We start from the raw sequence: 15747 nt of genomic DNA, 5'->3' as shown, positions 1-15747 counted from the left end.
CGGCGCAGGACAGCGCGGTCAGCCCGGCCCGTCGGCGGGGCGGGTCGCGACGAAGAACAGCCGCGGGAAGGGCAGCAGCACGGTGCCGTCGGGCAGTGCCGGGTAGGCCTCCGCGATCAGGGCTTCGTAGCGGGCCAGGAAATCGCCGCGCTCGCTCTCGTCCAGCCGGTTCAGGTAAGGGCGCAGCGCGCTGCCCTTGAACCATTCGACGACCGCGCCGGGCCCGCCGGGCAGCGGGTGATGGAAGATGGTGCGCCAGACATCCACCGTGGCGCCGACGCCGGTCAGGATCCGGTAGTACCAGTCGGGACCGTGCCGGGCCTCCCGCGACGCGCCGGCGAGCTTGGCCGCCCAGGGGCCCGCTTCCGCCACCTGGCGCATCAGGCGATGCGCAGGCTCGTCCAGGTTGTCGGGCTGCTGCACCGCCAGGCTGCCCCCCGGCGCCAGCTTCGCCAGTAGGGCCGGCAGCAGGGCCGCGTGATCGGGCACCCATTGCAGCACGGCATTGGCCAGGATCACGTCGAAGGGGCCGCTCGCGCCCTGCCAGGTGCCGATGTCGGCCAGCTCGAACTGGATATCGGGCAGGCGCTTCCGCGCCGCCGCGATCATGTCCTCCGAGCTGTCCATGCCGGTGATGACGGCGCCCGGGAAGCGCGCGCGCAGCAGCTCGGTGGAATTGCCGGGGCCGCAGCCGATATCGGCGGCCTTGGTGACGGCGCCGTGCACCACCTGCGCCAGGAGGTCCTGCACCGGCCGGTTCCGTTCGCGTTCGAACTTCGAATACTGGGTGGCGGACCAGCTCATCGGGCGCTCCGTGATGCGGCGTTGCGCGAAGGCTAGTCCGCCTCCGCCATGCCCGCCACGGCCCGGCTTGGCGAATTGTTATACTTTTCCGACATCTCATCCCCCGGAGCTGCGCCGGTTTCGTGGGGTTTCGGCGAAAGCCCAAGACGAAGAACGGGGAGAAGGCCGCATGGCATGGCGGATCGGGATCAGGGTCCAGGACCTGAAATGCTATCCGCACTACGCGATGGTGCCGGACCAGGCGATCGTCGTCTTCGAACATGCCGATGGATCGCGGCAGCTCGGCATGCGCATCGCGCAGCCGATGAGCGGCGTCATCCTCGTGGAAGGCAAGAGCGCCGGCACCCTGATCCGGCCGGGCGAGCGGCAGATGCACACCGTGCTCGACGTCAGCGCGCTGACCGAGCTTGTCGTGGACCCCGAGATGGGGAGCGGCCGCGCCAAGCCTGGCGTGCCCGTCTTCGCGGTCTGGGACAACCGGGACGGCAAGCTGGTCGGGCTGGAGATGGAGGTGGCGCACCAGGCGCAGCAAGGCGCCGCGGTGGAGAACCATGCCATCCCGCTTCCGGGTACCCCGCCCACCTCCTCCATTGGGGCCATCCGGCGGCGCATCGGCACCGTGGCGGTGCGCTGGAAGGACGCCGCGGTGCTGGAGGAGACCGACGAGGCCTGAGAGGCGGTTTGCTCCGGATTGTGATCAGGGAAGCATGCGCGGGGTCGGCCATGCTGCCCGGCCATGCGTCCGCAGCTTCTTGGCCTGATCCCCTTCTTCGTCGCCGCCTGTGCGGGGCCGCCGGCACCCGCAGCTCCACCCGCATCCCCCCTCGCGCGCGCAGCACTCGCGGAATGGGAAGCCTGGGGCCGGGTCGCCGTCGATGGCTGGCCCGCGATGAGGCCGTCCGATATCGTCGCGACGCCCGAGCGCTTTGCCCGCCTGATCGAGTACTGGAGCGCCGTGCCCGATGGCGGCGCGGTGGTGCCAAGGCTGGTCGGGCTGCGCGCCGCCCTCCTGGCCCTTCAGACCGAGCCGAACGGCGGCGACGCGACGGGCGGCGATGGCGCTGGCACGGCGGCGGCGCAGTTGCCGCCGACGCCGGAGGATATCGGCGTCTATGCCCGCCCTGCCTGGTCGGCCGCCTTCATCTCGGCGGTCGCGCGCTGGGCCGGCATCGCGGAGAGCGACCTGCCCTCCTCCTCCCGGCATGCGAGCTATATCGACGCGGTGCTGGAGCGCGCGATCACCGATCCGGAGCGCGCCTATTTCCGTCCCCATGCGCCGGAGGAGCGGGTGCCGGCGCCGGGCGACCTGCTCTGCGCCGACCGCTCCACCACGCCGCTGATGCATTGGTCCATGCGGCTTGGCGAGATCGGGCGGCCGCGGGCCATGCATTGCGACGTGGTGGTGCGCGCCGGGCCGGGCGTCGTCGAGGCGGTGGGCGGCAATGTCGAGGACCTGGTGGTGCTGCGGCGCCTGCCGGCCGATCGGGAAGGGCGGGTGCTGCCCGCGCCCCCGGGGGAAGCGAGCTTTGTGTTGATCCTGGCCGCCCGCACGGCGGAACGCTGAGAGACTGTTTGAAAATGGCGGCGGCGGAGGGCTGGCGAAGGATTTCTCGCCCCTGGTGTGTCGGCTGACGCAGCCGATGCGGCGTTCAGGCTCGCCGGCGCCGATCGGCATGCGCGTGCCGTCAGTCCAGACGAGCATGTCGCCATCCCGCCCTGCGAGGTGATCCGGGTAGCTGGCAATCAGCCGCGCGATCTGCGCGGGCGCGAGCCCGCTGGCCGGCGGCGAGCGTCGGGATGCAGCAGAGGATCAGGCGCCGCCGGCCTGCCCTCGCTCCTGGCGACATTCACGTCCCGCTCAACACTCGCACAAACTCTCCATCGGCCGTCTCGATCGCCGGCACGAAGCTGTCATGCAGCGTCGAGACGAACAGCAGGGCCCCCATGATGCGCCCATCCCGATAATAGCGTTCATCGCTCATCTCGATCTGCTCGGGCACAAGGTGGTTCCAGACCGCCTCGTCACGGGCATCGGCGCCACCGGGCAGAAGCCCGCCTTCCCGGTGGAGGTCGGCCATGGGCTTGCTCGCGCGGCGGCGAAGGTCTTCCGAGCCGGCGATGATCCGGCTGAACGCGATGATCTGAGCCTGCGAGGGGCCATCGCCTTTCGCACGGACCAGGACCGGGAATGGCTTGTCGAAAGCCACCAGCGTCACCTCTCCCGACCACCAGGACTCGCCGTACTGGGTGTCGTAGGTCAGCCGGCCGAAAGCCGGGAACTCCTGCTTCGAACCGCGTTCAGCCATGCCTGCCCCCGATGCGCATCGGTACCCACCCCCGGCAGCCATGCGCAGCCGGCATCAGCCGAGCCCCAGCAGTGGCTCCGCCACCTCCAGGAAGCCGGCCGGGTTCTCCGCGTGCACCCAATGGCCCGCGGCGACGGCAGTCAGCGTCGCGGCGGGAAAGAGGGCGCGGATCGCGGGCCAGTCCTCGTCCCGGACGTAGTCGCTGCGACTGCCGCGGATGACGCCCACGGGTCCGGCATAGGTCGCGCCGAGCTCCGGGAAATCCTCGATCACCGGCATGGCGGCGGCGATCTCGTCGAGGCCGTTCCGCCAATAGGGCGGGTTCTCGAAGCGGAGGTTCTGCAGCAGGAAGGCGCGCATGCCGGGCTCCGCGATGGTCGCGGCCAGCGCCGCGTCGGCGGCCTTGCGCGTCAGGTTGTGCTCGAGCGGCAGTGCCTGCAGCGCGGCCGCGATCGTGCGGTTTGATGGGCCATAGTGGCGCGGCGCGATGTCGACCACGACCAGCCGCTCGACACGCTCCGGCGCTGTCAGCGCCAGCGCCATCGCCACCTTGCCGCCCATCGAATGCCCGAGCACCGCGGCGCTGGGGATGCCGAGCGCCGTCATGGTCTCCGCCACATCCGCGGCCATCGCGGCGTAGTCCATGACCGGATCATGCGGGGAAGCACCGTGGTTGCGGAGGTCGAGCGCCACCACGCGCGCCAGCGACGCCAGTGCCGACTGCACCGTGCCCCAGTTCTGCGCGGCACCGAACAGCCCGTGCAGCAGCACGACCGGCGTCCCGGTGCCGGCATCGACAGCATTCAGCCGCATCGCGCCCTCCCCGCCCTCAACTGCGCGCTGCCAGCGCCCATCATGAACTGCGCGCTGCCAGCGCGTGTCATGAACTGCGCGCTGCCAGCGCGACGCTCGCGACGATCAGCCCGCCGCCCAGGATCATGTCGAGCCCGATCGCCTCCCCGAGCCAGAGCAGCGAGACCAGCACGCCGAAGGCCGGCACCAGCAGGAAAGCGACCGAGGCGACCGCGCCCGGCAGGCGCCGCCCGATCTCGATCACGCACCAGGTGCCGATCGGCGCGACGATCAGCCCGATATAGAGCATGATCGGCCAGGACGGCCCTTGGATGCCGCCATCCGGCTCCAAAAACATCGCGATCGGCAGCAGGAAGAGATAGCCGAAGCCGAAGCACCAGGGCAGCAGCTCCAGCATCGGCGATTTCGGCGGCAGCGCCCGCGTCACCACGATCGCGACGCTCCAGAGCCCCGCCGCGCCGATCAGCATGAGGTGGCCGAGCACCATGTCCGCCCGGGTCCAGTCCACCGACCAGGGCCCGGCCAGCACCACGACGCCGGCGAGACCGAATGCGGCGGCCACCCAGCGCAGTGCCGACACCTTCTCCCCCAGCACCAGGATCGAGAGCGGGATCAGCCAATAGGTGGTGACCGCGGAGATGATCGCGGTGCGCCCGGCCGGCACCAACGCGACCGCGGCATGGGCGAGCGCGAAGAAGCCGCCGAGCTGCAGCAGCCCGAGCGCTAGCACCGAAGGCCAGTCAGCGGCGCGCGGCAGATGCAGGCGGCGCAGCACCGCGAGCAGCGCCGCCGCGACCACGGCGGCGAGGCCGGCGCGGCCGACCGCGAACCACATAGGCGTCGCATGGGTGAGCGCCGCCTTGGTGACCGGCCAAGCGCCCCCGAACAGCAGGACCGCGAGCGGCAGCAGTCGGAAGGCAGGCCCCATCAACCGAAGGCCGAGGCCATGGCGCCGCGGATGCGCCAGGCCTCGTTATCGGGCAGCGCGCCGAGGTCGCTCTCGGTCAGGATCACGCCTTCCGGCACGTCGCGCGCCAGCGCGACGCCATGCGCGAGGCCGATCGGCAGCGCCTGCAGCGAGGCGGACCGCGCCGCCGGCACGCATTTGCCCCAGACCAGCGCGCCGCCCTCCCCGTCCAGCACCTCACCCTTCCGGATCGCCCGCTTGGTCACCGCGACCACGTCGCCGCGCCAGGCGGTCGAGCTGCCGGTCGCTTCCTGCCGCAGTGCTGCGGAGGCGACGGAGACGCCGAGTTCCAAGCCGATGAAGTGGTAGGGCCGCCAGAGCGCCGCGTACCGCCCGCTGTCGTCGGTCGCGACGCCGTATTCGGCGAAGCAGCGCCGCGCGTAGTCGGTCTCGCCCTCGAATACCGCATAGACGCCCCAGCGGAGATTGTCCGGGATCTCGGCGCCGTCGCGGCGGACGGAGGAGACGACCTCCACCATGCCCTTCTTCGGCAGCACGCCGCCTTCATTGTGGGGGCGCAGCGCGAAGGGCAGCTCGGCGGTGCCGGCGGCGGGGAAGCCGAGCCCGTCCTGCGGCACGTCGAGGCCGGTGGCGTTCGCGATCGCAGCCATCTCGATCCCTGACTTGGTGCCGTCGAGGAAGGAGTTGAACATCTGCGGGTTCATGCCGCCCTCGCGTGCCTGTTCCGGTGTCAGGCCGTAGAAGCCCCAGACCGTCTCCGGCGTGCTGGCGTGGAAATGCGGCAGGTACTTCGTGCCCTTGCCGGCGGCGATGATGGTGAAGCCGGCGGCGCGGAGCGTGTCCACCAGCTCGCAGACCAGGGCCGGCTGGTCACCGTAGGCCATGGAATAGACGACCCCGGCCGCCGCGGCTTCCCGCGCCAGCAGCGGGCCGGCCAGCACATCGGCCTCCACATTCACCATCACCACATGCTTGCCATGGGCGATGGCGTGGCGCGCGTGGCGCAGCCCGGCCGCCGGGTTGCCGGTCGCCTCCACCACCACGTCGATCCGGGGATCGGCGATCAGCGCCATGCTGTCTTCGGTGAGGTGGGTGCGGCCGGTGGTGAAGGCCATGTCGAGATCGGCCGCGTCATAGGCCCAGACCGGCCAATGCACCCGATCCAACGCTGCCTGGGCGCGCGGGATGGAAAGGTCGGCGATACCCATGACATGCACGCCCGGCATGATCCGTGCCTGGTGCAGGAACATCGAGCCGAACTTGCCCGCCCCGATATGCGCCACCCGGATCGGCCGCCCCTCGGCGGCACGCGCCGCCAGCTTGGAATGGAGGTTCATGCACCCTTCCCCTTAACCCGCACCCGAGCACCCCCCATGAATACCCCGCGGCCGCAGGCCGCCACCAGAAAGGCCGGCCTGCAAGGCGTCAGCCGATGCAGACCGAGGCCGCGAATGCGGCCCGCGCGCGACCGCCCTAACCCGTCGGAGCACACCCGACAGCGCGAAAGCCAAGCCGGCGGATGCCGGCGCCGGCGCCTGAGGACAGAATTACGTCATCATCCAGCCGCCGGCGACATCGACCGCCTGGCCGGTGACGAATTCCGCATCCGGTCCCGTCAGATAGCAGGCGGTGCGCGCCACGTCCTCGGCCGTGCCGAAGCGGCCCATCGGCGTGACGGTCAGCACCTGCTCGTTCAGCCGGGGATCGACGGTCTTCGCGAGGTCGGTCGCGATGCGCCCGGGGCAGAGCGCATTGACCGTGATGCCATGCGGCCCGAGCTCGCCGGCCAGGTGTTTCGTCAAGCCGATCAGCGCCGCCTTGGTCGCGGTGTAGTGGCAGGCGACGATCGGGGTGTAGGTCTTCCCGGCAACCGAGGCCTGGTTGACGATGCGCCCGGCCTTGCGCGCGATCATCCCGGGCGCCAGCGCCCGGATCATCGCGAAGGCGCCGGTCAGGTTGACCGCGACGACCTGGTCCCATTCCTCGAAGGGCATCTCATGCACGCCGAGTGCCCTGCCATTGGTCTTGGGGCTGATCCCGGCATTGTTCACCAGGATGTCGGCGGGGCCGAGCTCCTTCTCCGCCGCCTCGCAGGCGGCCGCGACCTGGTCGCGGTTCGCGACGTCGCATTCCAGGGGGAAGCCGCCGAATGCCTTTGCGGTCCGCTTCGCCAGGTCGCGGTCGACATCGAGCACCGCCACCCAGGCGCCGCGCGCGGCCAGCGTGCCCGCGATGGCGGCGCCGATGCCCCGGCCCGCGCCGGTGACGATGGCGACGCGACCGGCGTGGGTTTGGGGCTCGCTCATCGCTACGTCCATGTCTGCGGCTCCTCCATCGGGCTACTCCGCGACCTGGAGCATGATCTTGCCGATATGCTGGCTGCTTTCCATCAGCCGATGCGCCTCGACGATGCCGCTCAGGGGGAAGGTCGCGAAAATCTCCGGCCCGCAGCGCCCGGCCTCCAGCGCCGGCCAGACCTTCTCGGCCAGGTCCTTGGCCAGCGCCGCCTTCTGCGCCGTGGTGCGCGGGCGCATGGTGCTGCCGGTGACGGTCAGGCGCTTGATCATGATCGGACGGAGATCGGCCTTCGCCGCTTCGAACCCGCCGAGGAAGGCGATGAAGACCAGTCGCCCGTCGAGCGCCAGGCTGCGCAGGTTGCGCTGGAAATAGTCGGCGCCGACCATGTCGAGGATGACGTCGACGCCCTTGCCTTCGGTCAGGCGCTTTACGGCATCCTGGAAATCCTCGGCCTTGTAGTCGATCGCCGCATCGGCGCCGAACTTCAGGCAGGCCGCGACCTTCTCCGCGCTGCCGGCGGTCGCGAAGACCCGGGCGCCGAATTCCTTCGCGAGCTTGATCGCGGTGACGCCGATGCCGGAGGTGCCGCCATGCACCAGCACCGTCTCACCCTTGGCGAGGCGGCCATGGCCGAAGAGGTTGGCCCAGACGGTGAAATAGGTCTCCGGCAGCGCAGCGGCGCGGAGCGCGTCATAGCCCTTCGGCCACAGCAGCGCCTGGGTCTCCGGCGCCACGCAATATTCGGCATAGGCGCCGCCGTTGGTCAGCGCGCAGACGCGGTCGCCCGGCTTGTAGCGGGTGACGGCGGCGCCCACCGCCACCACCTCGCCGGCGCATTCCAGGCCCATGACGGGGCTGGCGCCGGGCGGCGGCGGGTAGTTGCCCAGGCGCTGCTGGATATCGGGGCGGTTCACGCCGGTCGCCAGCACCCGGATCAGCAGCTCGTCCGGCGCTGGCGCCGGCAGCGGGCCGCGCTTCGCCACCATGATCTCCGGCGCGCCGCCGGTCCCATGGTCGATGAAACTCATCTCCTGCGGCAGCGCGACCATGGATACATCCTCTCTGTCTTGAGAGTCCGCCTGAGAATGGATGCGGGTCGGTCCGGCGGGTCTTTTCCGCCCCTGCCGCGCCGGCCTCCTCGCCGATGCAACCAGCATCGGCTGCGTCGCCCGACACGACAGGAACGAAAAATCCCTCGCCAGCCCTCCGCCGCACCATTCTCAGACGGACTCGAAAATCCGCGCGAAGGTTCCCCCCCGAGGCCGGCCCGTCAAGCGGGGTTGCGCGACATCACCATTCCGGAGACCATCGCACCAAATCGGGAGGTCCCTTCCCGGGGAGGACAGCCATGACCCTTATCAGTGGAGCGTCCGATTCAGACCTTCGGGCCATTCAGCCCTCCGGTCATCGGACACTCATCCGCCGCCGCCCGCTGCTCGCAGGGCTCGCCGCAACCGCAGTCGCCGCCCCGGGCGTGCTGCGCGCCCAGGGCAATGAGCTTCGATTCGGCGCGCTCTATCCCTTTTCCGGCCCGATCGCACTGCTGGGCGACGAGAGCTTCCGCGGCCTCGAGATTGCGACCGACGAGCGCAATGCCGCCGGCGGCGTGCTCGGCCGCCAGGTGCGGCTGATGAAGGGCGACGCGGTCGACCAGAACCAGGCGATCGGCGAGGTCCGCCGGCTGATGAGCGTGGAGCGGGTGGCCGCGGTCTTCGGCACCTACGCCTCCCCCCTCGCCTTCGCCGCGACCCAGGTGACGGAGCTGCAGGGCATTCCCTATTTCGAGATGGGCGCGATCAGCGACCCGATCACGGAGCGCGGCTTTCGCTACACCTTCCGCACCTGCCCGCGCAGCTCCGACTTCGCGGTCGCGATCATCGGCGCTGTGACCGATGCGCTGGCACCGGCCCTCAACCTCGATCCGAAAACGCTCCGCATCGCGATCCTGCATGAGGATGCGCTCTACGGGCAGACCGTCTCCGGCTTTCAGGAGTCGCAGATCCGGCAGCGGGGGCTGCAGCAGGTCGAGAAGCTGGCCTATTCGGCGCGCTCGGTCGACCTGTCCTCGGTCATCCAGCGGCTGCGCAGCGCCAATGCCGATGTGGTGCTGCATACCGGCTACCAGAACGACATCGTGCTGTTCTTCCGCGGCATGCAGGAAGCGAACTGGAAGCCGCGCATGGTGATCGGCGCCGGCGCCGGCTACAGCCTGACCGACACCGCCCGCGCGGTGGGGCCCGCCTTCGAGGGCGTGATGAATGTCGACTTCACCCAATTCGAGGTGAATGAGGCCTATGCCCCCGGCGTGAAGCAGTTCGTCGAGCTCTACCAGCGCAAATACGGCTCCGACCCACGATCCGGCCACAGCCTGGCCAATTACTTCGGCGGCCGGGTCTATTTCGATGCGGTGCAGCGCGCGGGATCGACCGACAAGGACCGCATCCGCACCGCGGTGCTGGCGACCGACATCGCCGAGGGCACCACGCCCACCGGCTGGGGCGTGCGCTTCGACGAGCGCGGCCAGAACACCCGGGTCCGCCCCTTCCTGCTGCAATGGCAGGGCGGCAAGCAGATGACGGTGTTCCCGCAGCAGGCGGCCGTCGGCACGCTGCGCACCCAGCTCGGGGCCTGAAGGACAGGGGGCGCGTCGCGCCCCCGCCGTCCCGTCCGATCCATGGACATCCTGATCCAGCTCATTGCCAATGGCGTGCTGCTCGGCGGCGTCTTCGCGCTGATCAGCATCGGGCTCACCCTCATCTTCGGCATCGTGCGCGTGGTGAACTTCGCGCATGGCGAGCTGTTGATGGTCGGGCTCTATGCCACCTGGCTGCTCTCCGCCAAGCTCGGCATCCACCCCTATCTGGCGGCGGTTCCGCTCGCCATCGCCTTCTTCTTCCTGGGCGCGCTGATGCAGCGGGCGATCATCCAGCCGCTGATGAACGCCGACCCGCATATCCAGATCTTCGCCACCGTCGGCATCGGGACCGCACTCGCGAACGGCGCGCTGATGATTTTCTCGGCGGATCTCCGCAGCGTCGACGTGCCCTGGGCGCGGCAGGCGACGGACCTGTTCGGGCTGGCCTCGGTCAGCCGCGGCAACCTGGTCGCCTTCGCGGTCTCCGGCATCGCGACGACGGGGCTGATCCTGTTCCTGCGCCGCACCCATCTCGGCCGCGCCATCCGCGCCGTCGCGCAGAACCGCTATGCGGCGCCGCTGATGGGCATCGACGTGAACCGCATCTACGCGATCACCTTCGGCATCGGCGCCGGCTGCGTCGGCCTCGCCGCCGCGGTGCTGGCACCGCTCTACCCCGCCTTCCCGACGGTCGGCAGCTTCTTCGTGCTGACCGCCTTCGTCGTGGTGGTGCTGGGCGGCATGGGCAGCCTGGAGGGTGCAGTCATCGGCGCGCTGATCATCGGCCTGGTCGAGAGCCTGGCCGGCTACTACGTGGCGCCCGACCTGAAGGAGGTGGTGTACTTCCTCATCTTCCTCGGCATCCTGATCGTGCGCCCGGCCGGGCTGTTCGGCGTGCGGGGGGCCGAATGATGCGCGCCGCCGCCGCCATCGCCGGGCTCTTCGCGCTGTTTGCGGTGCCCTTCTGGGTGATCCCGGCCTATGACGCCGAAGCCGCCGGCTTCTGGCAGCATATCTTCGTCACCATCTTCGTCTTCGCGGCCATGGCCTGCGCCTGGAACATCCTGGGCGGCTTCGCGGGCCAGCTCTCGCTCGGGCAGACGATCTTCTACGGCATCGGCGGCTATGCGGCTGCGCTGATGAACCAGCATTTCGGGCTCATCCCCTGGATCGGCATGTTCGCCGGCGCCGCGGTCTCCGTCGTCGTCGCGGTGCTGATCGCCTGGCCTTGCCTCAGGCTGCGCGGCCCCTTCTTCACGCTCTCCACCATCGCCTTCCTCGAGGTGATCCGGCTGCTGGCCATCCACTTCAAGGACTGGACCGGCGGCAGCGCCGGGCTGCCGGTGCCGATGTTCGTCGGCACCGAGCTGCGCATCGGCTGGTCCTGGATGCTGTTCCGCGAGAAGGAGAATTACCTGGTCATCGCCTTCGGGCTGCTGGTGCTGGCGCTGATCGCATCCTGGCTGGTGCGGCGCTCCCGCCTCGGCTTCTCGCTGGTCGCGGTGCGCGAGCGGGAGGATGCGGCGCGCGCGGTCGGCATCAACACGACAGCGGTGAAGCTCTCGGCCTTCGCGATCTCGGCCGGGCTCACCTCGCTGGTCGGCAGCTTCCATGGCATCTACCTGAACTTCATCGACCCGGAGACGATGTTCAGCCTGCCGACCGCCATCCAGGTCGCGATGTTCGCGCTCATCGGCGGCCTCGGCACGGTCAGTGGCCCGATCTGGGGCACGCTTCTGGTGGTGCCGATCGCGGAAGCCGCGCGCGGCTGGCTCGGCGCCGGCGCGAACGGGTTGCATGGCCTGGTCTATGGCGTGGTGCTGGTCGCGGTGGTGCTGACCATGCCGCATGGGCTGGTCGGCTCCATCGGCCCCTGGCTGCGCCGGCGCTTCGGCGCCGCGCGCGCGGTGGACCCGACCCGCATCGCGGCGCCTGTCACCGGAGACGCGATCGCCCGCCCGCCCATCGGCCCGGTGATCCTGGAGGCCCAGGGCCTGACGCGGCGCTTCGGCGGCCTGATCGCGACCAACGACGTCTCCCTGACCTTGCGCGAGGGCGAGGTGCTCGGCGTCATCGGCCCGAACGGCGCCGGCAAGACGACGCTGTTCAACCTGCTCTCGGGCTTCCTGCCACCCTCCGCTGGCACACTCCGCGTCATGATGCCGGACGGGAGCTGGGTGACGCCTTCCGCCCCGCATGCCTTCGCCGCCGCCGGCGTCGCGCGCACCTTCCAGATCGTGCAGCCCTTCGCGGGCTTGAGCGTACTGGAGAATGTGATGCTCGGCGCCTTTCACCAGACGCGCTCGGCCACCGAGGCCCGCCGCATCGCGGAGGAAGTGGCGACCCGCTGCGGCCTCGGCGCGCTGCTGCTGGCGGAGGCGCGGAGCCTGACGGTCGGCGGCGCCAAGCGGCTGGAGGTGGCGAGGGCGCTCGCCATGGGCCCGCGCATCCTGCTGCTGGACGAGGTCATGGCGGGGCTCAACCCGGCGGATGTCACGGCGGCGGTGGAGCTGGTGAAGGCGGTGCGCGACAGCGGTGTCGCGGTGATCGCGATCGAGCATGTGATGGCGGCGATCATGGCGATCTCCGACCGCATCATCGTCATCAATTCCGGCCGCATGATCGCCGAGGGCACGCCCGACGAGATCGCCCGCAACCCGGCCGTGATCGAGGCCTATCTCGGCGAGGACTATGTCCATGTTGCGGCTTGAGGGCCTGCGCGCGGGCTATGGCCCGGTCACGGTGCTGCAGGATGTCTCGCTGGAGGTGAATGCCGGCGAGGTCGTCACCATCGTCGGCGGCAACGGCGCGGGCAAGACGACGACGCTGCGCGCCATCTGCGGCCTGATCAAGCCGCAGGGCGGGCGCATCACGGTCGACGGACGCGATACCAGCAGGCTAGCCCCGCCCGAGATCGTCGACCTCGGCATCACCATGATCCCCGAGGGGCGGCAGCTCTTTCCCTTCATGACGGTGCGGGAGAATCTGATGCTTGGCGGCTTCAAGCCCGCCGCCCGCGCCCGCATCCCGGAGCGGCTGGAGGAGGTTCTGACCCTCTTCCCCCGCGTGCGCGAACGCATGACGCAGCTCGCGGGGTCGCTCTCCGGCGGCGAGCAGCAGATGGTCGCGATCGCGCGGGGGATGATGGCGAACCCGCGCCTGCTGATGTTCGACGAGCCTTCGCTCGGCCTGGCGCCGCTGATCGTCAAGCAGGTCTTCCAGATCATCGACACCGTGGTCGCCTCCGGCACCACAGTGCTGATCGTCGAGCAGAACATCGTCCATACGCTGCAGATCGCGACCCGCGGCTACGTGCTGGAGAATGGCCGCGTGGCGATGAGCGGCCCAGGGCCAGAGCTGCTGCGCGACCCGCATGTGAAGCGGGCCTATCTGGGCGTCTGAGGCGGGTTCACCATCGGCGGTGTACCACAGCCTTCCGGCAGGCCGCCGGTCATGCTTCGGCGATGCAGTCGATGGAGACCAGGAAATCCGGATGCGCCAGCCGCGCGGACTCCGTCGTCTGCCGCGCCGGGAAATTGCCTTCCTTGAAATAGGTGCGGAAGGTCGCGTCGAACTCCGCGTAGCGGCTCATGTCCGTCAGCGCGACGTTCATCTTCACGGCGCGGTCCAGGGAGCTGCCGGCCTCCTCCAGGATCGCTTGCATGTTCTGCATCACCTGGTGGATCTGGGCGACCAGGTCGCCCTTGGCGATCTCGGCGGCCATACGCTCAGACCCCTTGAAGGGGGTGACGCCTGTGACGAAGACGAAGCCACCCGCCTTGACCGCGTGGTTGACCGCGGAGCGCATGGGCGTCACGCGAGGGGAGGTGATGATCTCTCTGGCCATTGTTCCTCTCGGAGCCTGTCTCGGAAGGGTGCTCTCAGTCCTGCGTCAGGCCGATGGCGGCAATCAACCTGCCCAGCCTTTCGTTGTCCGACCGGATCTGCTGCGCGAGCTGCGCCGCGTCGAGTGGGAAGGGTGCGACCCCGAGCGGCAGTTTTTCTGCCAAGACAGCGTCGCTGACGGTCGCCAGAATTTCCCCCGCAATGGGGCGCACCAGCTCCTCCGACGTCCCTCTGGGGAAGAAGAGTCCCGACCAGGCATTGAGCATCTGCACCTCGGGCAGCGCTTCGCGGAAGGTGGGGACCTCCGGAAAATCCGGGCTGCGGCGCGCAGCATTGAAGGCCAAGGGCCGCAGAGTGCCGGATCTCATGTGCGGCACGGTGATGCTGGCGGAATCCATCGTCACCTGCACCCGATTGGCCAGCAGGTCCGTATTGGCGGCGCCGCTGGTGCGATAGGGCACATGCTGCATCGGGAAATCCATCGCCCGTCCGACCGTTTCCAGATTGAGATGCGGCACCGTGGCGTTGCCTGGCGAGCAGTAGAAGACCGGGTTCTCCGCCCGTCGCGACCGGCAATAGGCGGCGAGCTCGGCCAGGCTGTTCACTGGCAGCGAGGCATTCACGGCGAGGAAGGCGCTGGAGACGGAGACGCCGGCAACCGGGACCAAATCCGTGAATGGGTCATAGCGCAGCTGCTGCCTGGCAACATGCGGCGCGATGGCCAGCGCCGCGACCGAGACCATGCCCAGGATCGTACCATCCGCAGGGCTGCGGCTCAGATTGTAGGTGCCGAGCATGCCGCCCGCACCAGGCTGGTTGTCCACCACGAGGTGGCGGCCGGTGCGCGCGCCATGGACTTCCAGGAAGACCCGCGCCACCTGGTCGGTGATATTGCCGGCGCCATACGGTACGATCAGCTTGACCGGACCACCGCGTCCCTGTCCCCGGGCAGCCGAGGTGAGGCCCGCCAGCGCCATGCCGGAGAGGAGCAGCGACCGGCGCCCCGACGACCGGTTCGGAATGCCGGGCAGCAATCCAGTCGGCGCCTTCGCACCAAGCATGGCCTCACCTGCATTGAAATCGCTGCCCCGATGTTCGATGCAACCGAATCACCCTGTCAACGGGCCAACAGCCTCGATGCCGGCGCCGGCGCGATATCCTGCGTTCCGCGCTGCTTGGAGAGCGCCGTGGCCGGGTCGTCGCCATAATCAGCCTGCACCTTGCGACCCGCATGTGAAGAAGGCCTGTCTCGGCATCGCGAGCTCGCCTAGGCCTGCTCCGACCGACGACGTCGAAATATGCGTCAGCGACGTGCGGTTTCCTGGCCGAAGAGCCGAACGCGATCTCCAACGCGGATCGTGCCAGGCTTTGCCGTGGCGCAGTAAACACCGACCTCGTTGTCGAAGCTTCCAGCGACGGTCCGCATCACGGAAGGATCCCGCTCAGCCGTCTCCGGATCGATGGTGATGAGCGCGCACCGGGGAATGCCAGCATTGACAAGAAGCTGTGCCCCCTGCTCGTCCTCTCCGAAGAGCAACCGTCCCGAGCGCCAGGCCATCTCGCCTTGCTCGCTCTGGATGATGATGTTCAGTCGAAAGCGCCGCACATCGAGGGGTTTGCCGTGGGCGGCGTCGATCGCGGCAAGGCTCGCTGTCGAGGCCAGCGAGACCGGCATGGCGTCGAAGATGCCGCGCCCGACCTGCATGAGCCGTACCTCGGACCGCGCTTCGCGGGAGATCTGGGCCGCAAGGGCGGGGGCGCCAACCGGCAACCGATCGCCCGAAGCGAGCACCACATTAACAGGGGAATTACGGGGGTCGCCGGGGTCACGGTAGGCGGGCTTGTACAGAACCAAGCCGGACAGATCCCGCGCCGAGAGCCACGGGAACCTGGACTGGTCCTGCAGTCGGCAAAAGCCGTACTGGCGATCGCCATGCATGCCCGGCCAGCGCAGTTCGACCTCCGCAAGCGGCTCGCCCGCCATCGACTTTACAGGAAAGCGCGACAGCGCCGCCACGACCCCGATCACGCAGGCCGTCGTGTCTCCGACCATCTTCACAGGCTCCCTGAGAGTGTCCAGCGGGCGCAGCTTAGTAGGAGCGATCAAACAGGGAAGG

The 15747-nt window shown here is 69.3% G+C and carries 16 protein-coding genes; 6 read left to right on the top strand and 10 right to left on the bottom strand.

The features are described 5' to 3' along the window. Nucleotides 1-18 precede the first annotated feature (18 nt). The gene (gene tam, locus GXW71_RS17440; RefSeq protein ID WP_211853821.1) at nt 19-804 is read right to left on the bottom strand and encodes a trans-aconitate 2-methyltransferase; all 786 of its coding nucleotides are present in this window, start codon (nt 802-804) and stop codon (nt 19-21) included. Between the two features lie 169 nt (nt 805-973). On the opposite strand from tam, the gene GXW71_RS17435 reads away from it, so the two are divergent. Next, the gene (locus tag GXW71_RS17435) at nt 974-1477 is read left to right on the top strand and encodes a hypothetical protein (protein ID WP_211853820.1); all 504 of its coding nucleotides are present in this window, start codon (nt 974-976) and stop codon (nt 1475-1477) included. Between the two features lie 63 nt (nt 1478-1540). Then, complete coding sequence (locus GXW71_RS17430) at nt 1541-2368, top strand: DUF2272 domain-containing protein (protein WP_246526663.1); 828 nt, start codon at nt 1541-1543, stop codon at nt 2366-2368. Nucleotides 2369-2651: 283 nt separating this feature from the next. Here the strand turns inward: GXW71_RS17430 and GXW71_RS17425 are convergent, their stop codons facing one another. The 6 genes from GXW71_RS17425 to GXW71_RS17400 all read right to left on the bottom strand — a co-directional run bounded on the left by GXW71_RS17425 (nt 2652) and on the right by GXW71_RS17400 (nt 8198). Then, nucleotides 2652-3110 (bottom strand): hypothetical protein, encoded by a 459-nt coding sequence (locus GXW71_RS17425; RefSeq protein ID WP_211853819.1) that lies wholly within the window; start codon nt 3108-3110, stop codon nt 2652-2654. A gap of 54 nt (nt 3111-3164) precedes the next feature. Next, nucleotides 3165-3923 carry an alpha/beta fold hydrolase gene (locus tag GXW71_RS17420; protein WP_211853818.1) on the bottom strand — a complete coding sequence of 253 codons (759 nt, stop codon included), beginning with the start codon at nt 3921-3923 and terminating at the stop codon, nt 3165-3167. Nucleotides 3924-3990: 67 nt separating this feature from the next. Next, nucleotides 3991-4851, bottom strand: coding sequence for a DMT family transporter (locus GXW71_RS17415; protein WP_211853817.1), 861 nt, complete (start codon nt 4849-4851; stop codon nt 3991-3993). Beyond that, nucleotides 4851-6188 carry an NAD(P)H-dependent oxidoreductase gene (locus GXW71_RS17410; protein ID WP_211853816.1) on the bottom strand — a complete coding sequence of 446 codons (1338 nt, stop codon included), beginning with the start codon at nt 6186-6188 and terminating at the stop codon, nt 4851-4853. Before GXW71_RS17410 ends, GXW71_RS17415 begins: the two co-directional genes overlap by 1 nt. Before the next feature lie 210 nt (nt 6189-6398). Further along, nucleotides 6399-7157, bottom strand: coding sequence for an SDR family oxidoreductase (locus GXW71_RS17405; protein ID WP_246526662.1), 759 nt, complete (start codon nt 7155-7157; stop codon nt 6399-6401). Between the two features lie 33 nt (nt 7158-7190). Continuing rightward, nucleotides 7191-8198 carry an NAD(P)H-quinone oxidoreductase gene (locus tag GXW71_RS17400; protein ID WP_211853814.1) on the bottom strand — a complete coding sequence of 336 codons (1008 nt, stop codon included), beginning with the start codon at nt 8196-8198 and terminating at the stop codon, nt 7191-7193. Between the two features lie 299 nt (nt 8199-8497). On the opposite strand from GXW71_RS17400, the gene GXW71_RS17395 reads away from it, so the two are divergent. From GXW71_RS17395 to GXW71_RS17380, 4 genes are read left to right on the top strand one after another with little or no spacing between them, the layout of a single operon-like run. Continuing rightward, on the top strand, nt 8498-9781 hold the full coding sequence (locus tag GXW71_RS17395) for an ABC transporter substrate-binding protein (RefSeq protein ID WP_211853813.1): 1284 nt from the start codon (nt 8498-8500) through the stop codon (nt 9779-9781). 42 nt (nt 9782-9823) lie between these two features. After that, entirely contained in the window at nt 9824-10696 is an 873-nt protein-coding gene (locus GXW71_RS17390; RefSeq protein WP_211853812.1) for a branched-chain amino acid ABC transporter permease, read from the top strand. Beyond that, nucleotides 10693-12495 (top strand): branched-chain amino acid ABC transporter ATP-binding protein/permease, encoded by a 1803-nt coding sequence (locus GXW71_RS17385; protein ID WP_211853811.1) that lies wholly within the window; start codon nt 10693-10695, stop codon nt 12493-12495. Before GXW71_RS17390 ends, GXW71_RS17385 begins: the two co-directional genes overlap by 4 nt. Next, nucleotides 12482-13186 carry an ABC transporter ATP-binding protein gene (locus tag GXW71_RS17380; protein ID WP_211853810.1) on the top strand — a complete coding sequence of 235 codons (705 nt, stop codon included), beginning with the start codon at nt 12482-12484 and terminating at the stop codon, nt 13184-13186. Before GXW71_RS17385 ends, GXW71_RS17380 begins: the two co-directional genes overlap by 14 nt. Nucleotides 13187-13235: 49 nt before the next feature. Here the strand turns inward: GXW71_RS17380 and GXW71_RS17375 are convergent, their stop codons facing one another. The 3 genes from GXW71_RS17375 to GXW71_RS17365 all read right to left on the bottom strand — a co-directional run bounded on the left by GXW71_RS17375 (nt 13236) and on the right by GXW71_RS17365 (nt 15683). Next, entirely contained in the window at nt 13236-13631 is a 396-nt protein-coding gene (locus tag GXW71_RS17375; RefSeq protein WP_211853809.1) for a RidA family protein, read from the bottom strand. A gap of 34 nt (nt 13632-13665) precedes the next feature. After that, the gene (locus GXW71_RS17370; protein WP_211853808.1) at nt 13666-14691 is read right to left on the bottom strand and encodes a Bug family tripartite tricarboxylate transporter substrate binding protein; all 1026 of its coding nucleotides are present in this window, start codon (nt 14689-14691) and stop codon (nt 13666-13668) included. Between the two features lie 242 nt (nt 14692-14933). Then, a complete protein-coding gene (locus tag GXW71_RS17365) occupies nt 14934-15683 on the bottom strand; it encodes an MOSC domain-containing protein (protein ID WP_211853807.1) in 750 nt (249 codons plus the stop codon). Nucleotides 15684-15747 lie beyond the last annotated feature (64 nt).

The organism is Plastoroseomonas hellenica (assembly GCF_018129085.1).
GTDB classification, from domain to species: domain Bacteria; phylum Pseudomonadota; class Alphaproteobacteria; order Acetobacterales; family Acetobacteraceae; genus Plastoroseomonas; species Plastoroseomonas hellenica.
Note: the sequence above shows the minus strand (reverse complement) of the source record. Positions and strands in the feature narration are given on the sequence as shown.

What these genes read in the sequence shown, in the direction of transcription:
- tam (WP_211853821.1), bottom strand. Translation starts at nt 804, where the DNA reads ATGAGCTGGTCCGCCACCCAGTATTCGAAGTTCGAACGCGAACGGAAC.
- GXW71_RS17435 (WP_211853820.1), top strand. Translation starts at nt 974, where the DNA reads ATGGCATGGCGGATCGGGATCAGGGTCCAGGACCTGAAATGCTATCCG.
- GXW71_RS17430 (WP_246526663.1), top strand. Translation starts at nt 1,541, where the DNA reads ATGCGTCCGCAGCTTCTTGGCCTGATCCCCTTCTTCGTCGCCGCCTGT.
- GXW71_RS17425 (WP_211853819.1), bottom strand. Translation starts at nt 3,110, where the DNA reads ATGGCTGAACGCGGTTCGAAGCAGGAGTTCCCGGCTTTCGGCCGGCTG.
- GXW71_RS17420 (WP_211853818.1), bottom strand. Translation starts at nt 3,923, where the DNA reads ATGCGGCTGAATGCTGTCGATGCCGGCACCGGGACGCCGGTCGTGCTG.
- GXW71_RS17415 (WP_211853817.1), bottom strand. Translation starts at nt 4,851, where the DNA reads ATGGGGCCTGCCTTCCGACTGCTGCCGCTCGCGGTCCTGCTGTTCGGG.
- GXW71_RS17410 (WP_211853816.1), bottom strand. Translation starts at nt 6,188, where the DNA reads ATGAACCTCCATTCCAAGCTGGCGGCGCGTGCCGCCGAGGGGCGGCCG.
- GXW71_RS17405 (WP_246526662.1), bottom strand. Translation starts at nt 7,157, where the DNA reads ATGAGCGAGCCCCAAACCCACGCCGGTCGCGTCGCCATCGTCACCGGC.
- GXW71_RS17400 (WP_211853814.1), bottom strand. Translation starts at nt 8,198, where the DNA reads ATGGTCGCGCTGCCGCAGGAGATGAGTTTCATCGACCATGGGACCGGC.
- GXW71_RS17395 (WP_211853813.1), top strand. Translation starts at nt 8,498, where the DNA reads ATGACCCTTATCAGTGGAGCGTCCGATTCAGACCTTCGGGCCATTCAG.
- GXW71_RS17390 (WP_211853812.1), top strand. Translation starts at nt 9,824, where the DNA reads ATGGACATCCTGATCCAGCTCATTGCCAATGGCGTGCTGCTCGGCGGC.
- GXW71_RS17385 (WP_211853811.1), top strand. Translation starts at nt 10,693, where the DNA reads ATGATGCGCGCCGCCGCCGCCATCGCCGGGCTCTTCGCGCTGTTTGCG.
- GXW71_RS17380 (WP_211853810.1), top strand. Translation starts at nt 12,482, where the DNA reads ATGTTGCGGCTTGAGGGCCTGCGCGCGGGCTATGGCCCGGTCACGGTG.
- GXW71_RS17375 (WP_211853809.1), bottom strand. Translation starts at nt 13,631, where the DNA reads ATGGCCAGAGAGATCATCACCTCCCCTCGCGTGACGCCCATGCGCTCC.
- GXW71_RS17370 (WP_211853808.1), bottom strand. Translation starts at nt 14,691, where the DNA reads ATGCTTGGTGCGAAGGCGCCGACTGGATTGCTGCCCGGCATTCCGAAC.
- GXW71_RS17365 (WP_211853807.1), bottom strand. Translation starts at nt 15,683, where the DNA reads ATGGTCGGAGACACGACGGCCTGCGTGATCGGGGTCGTGGCGGCGCTG.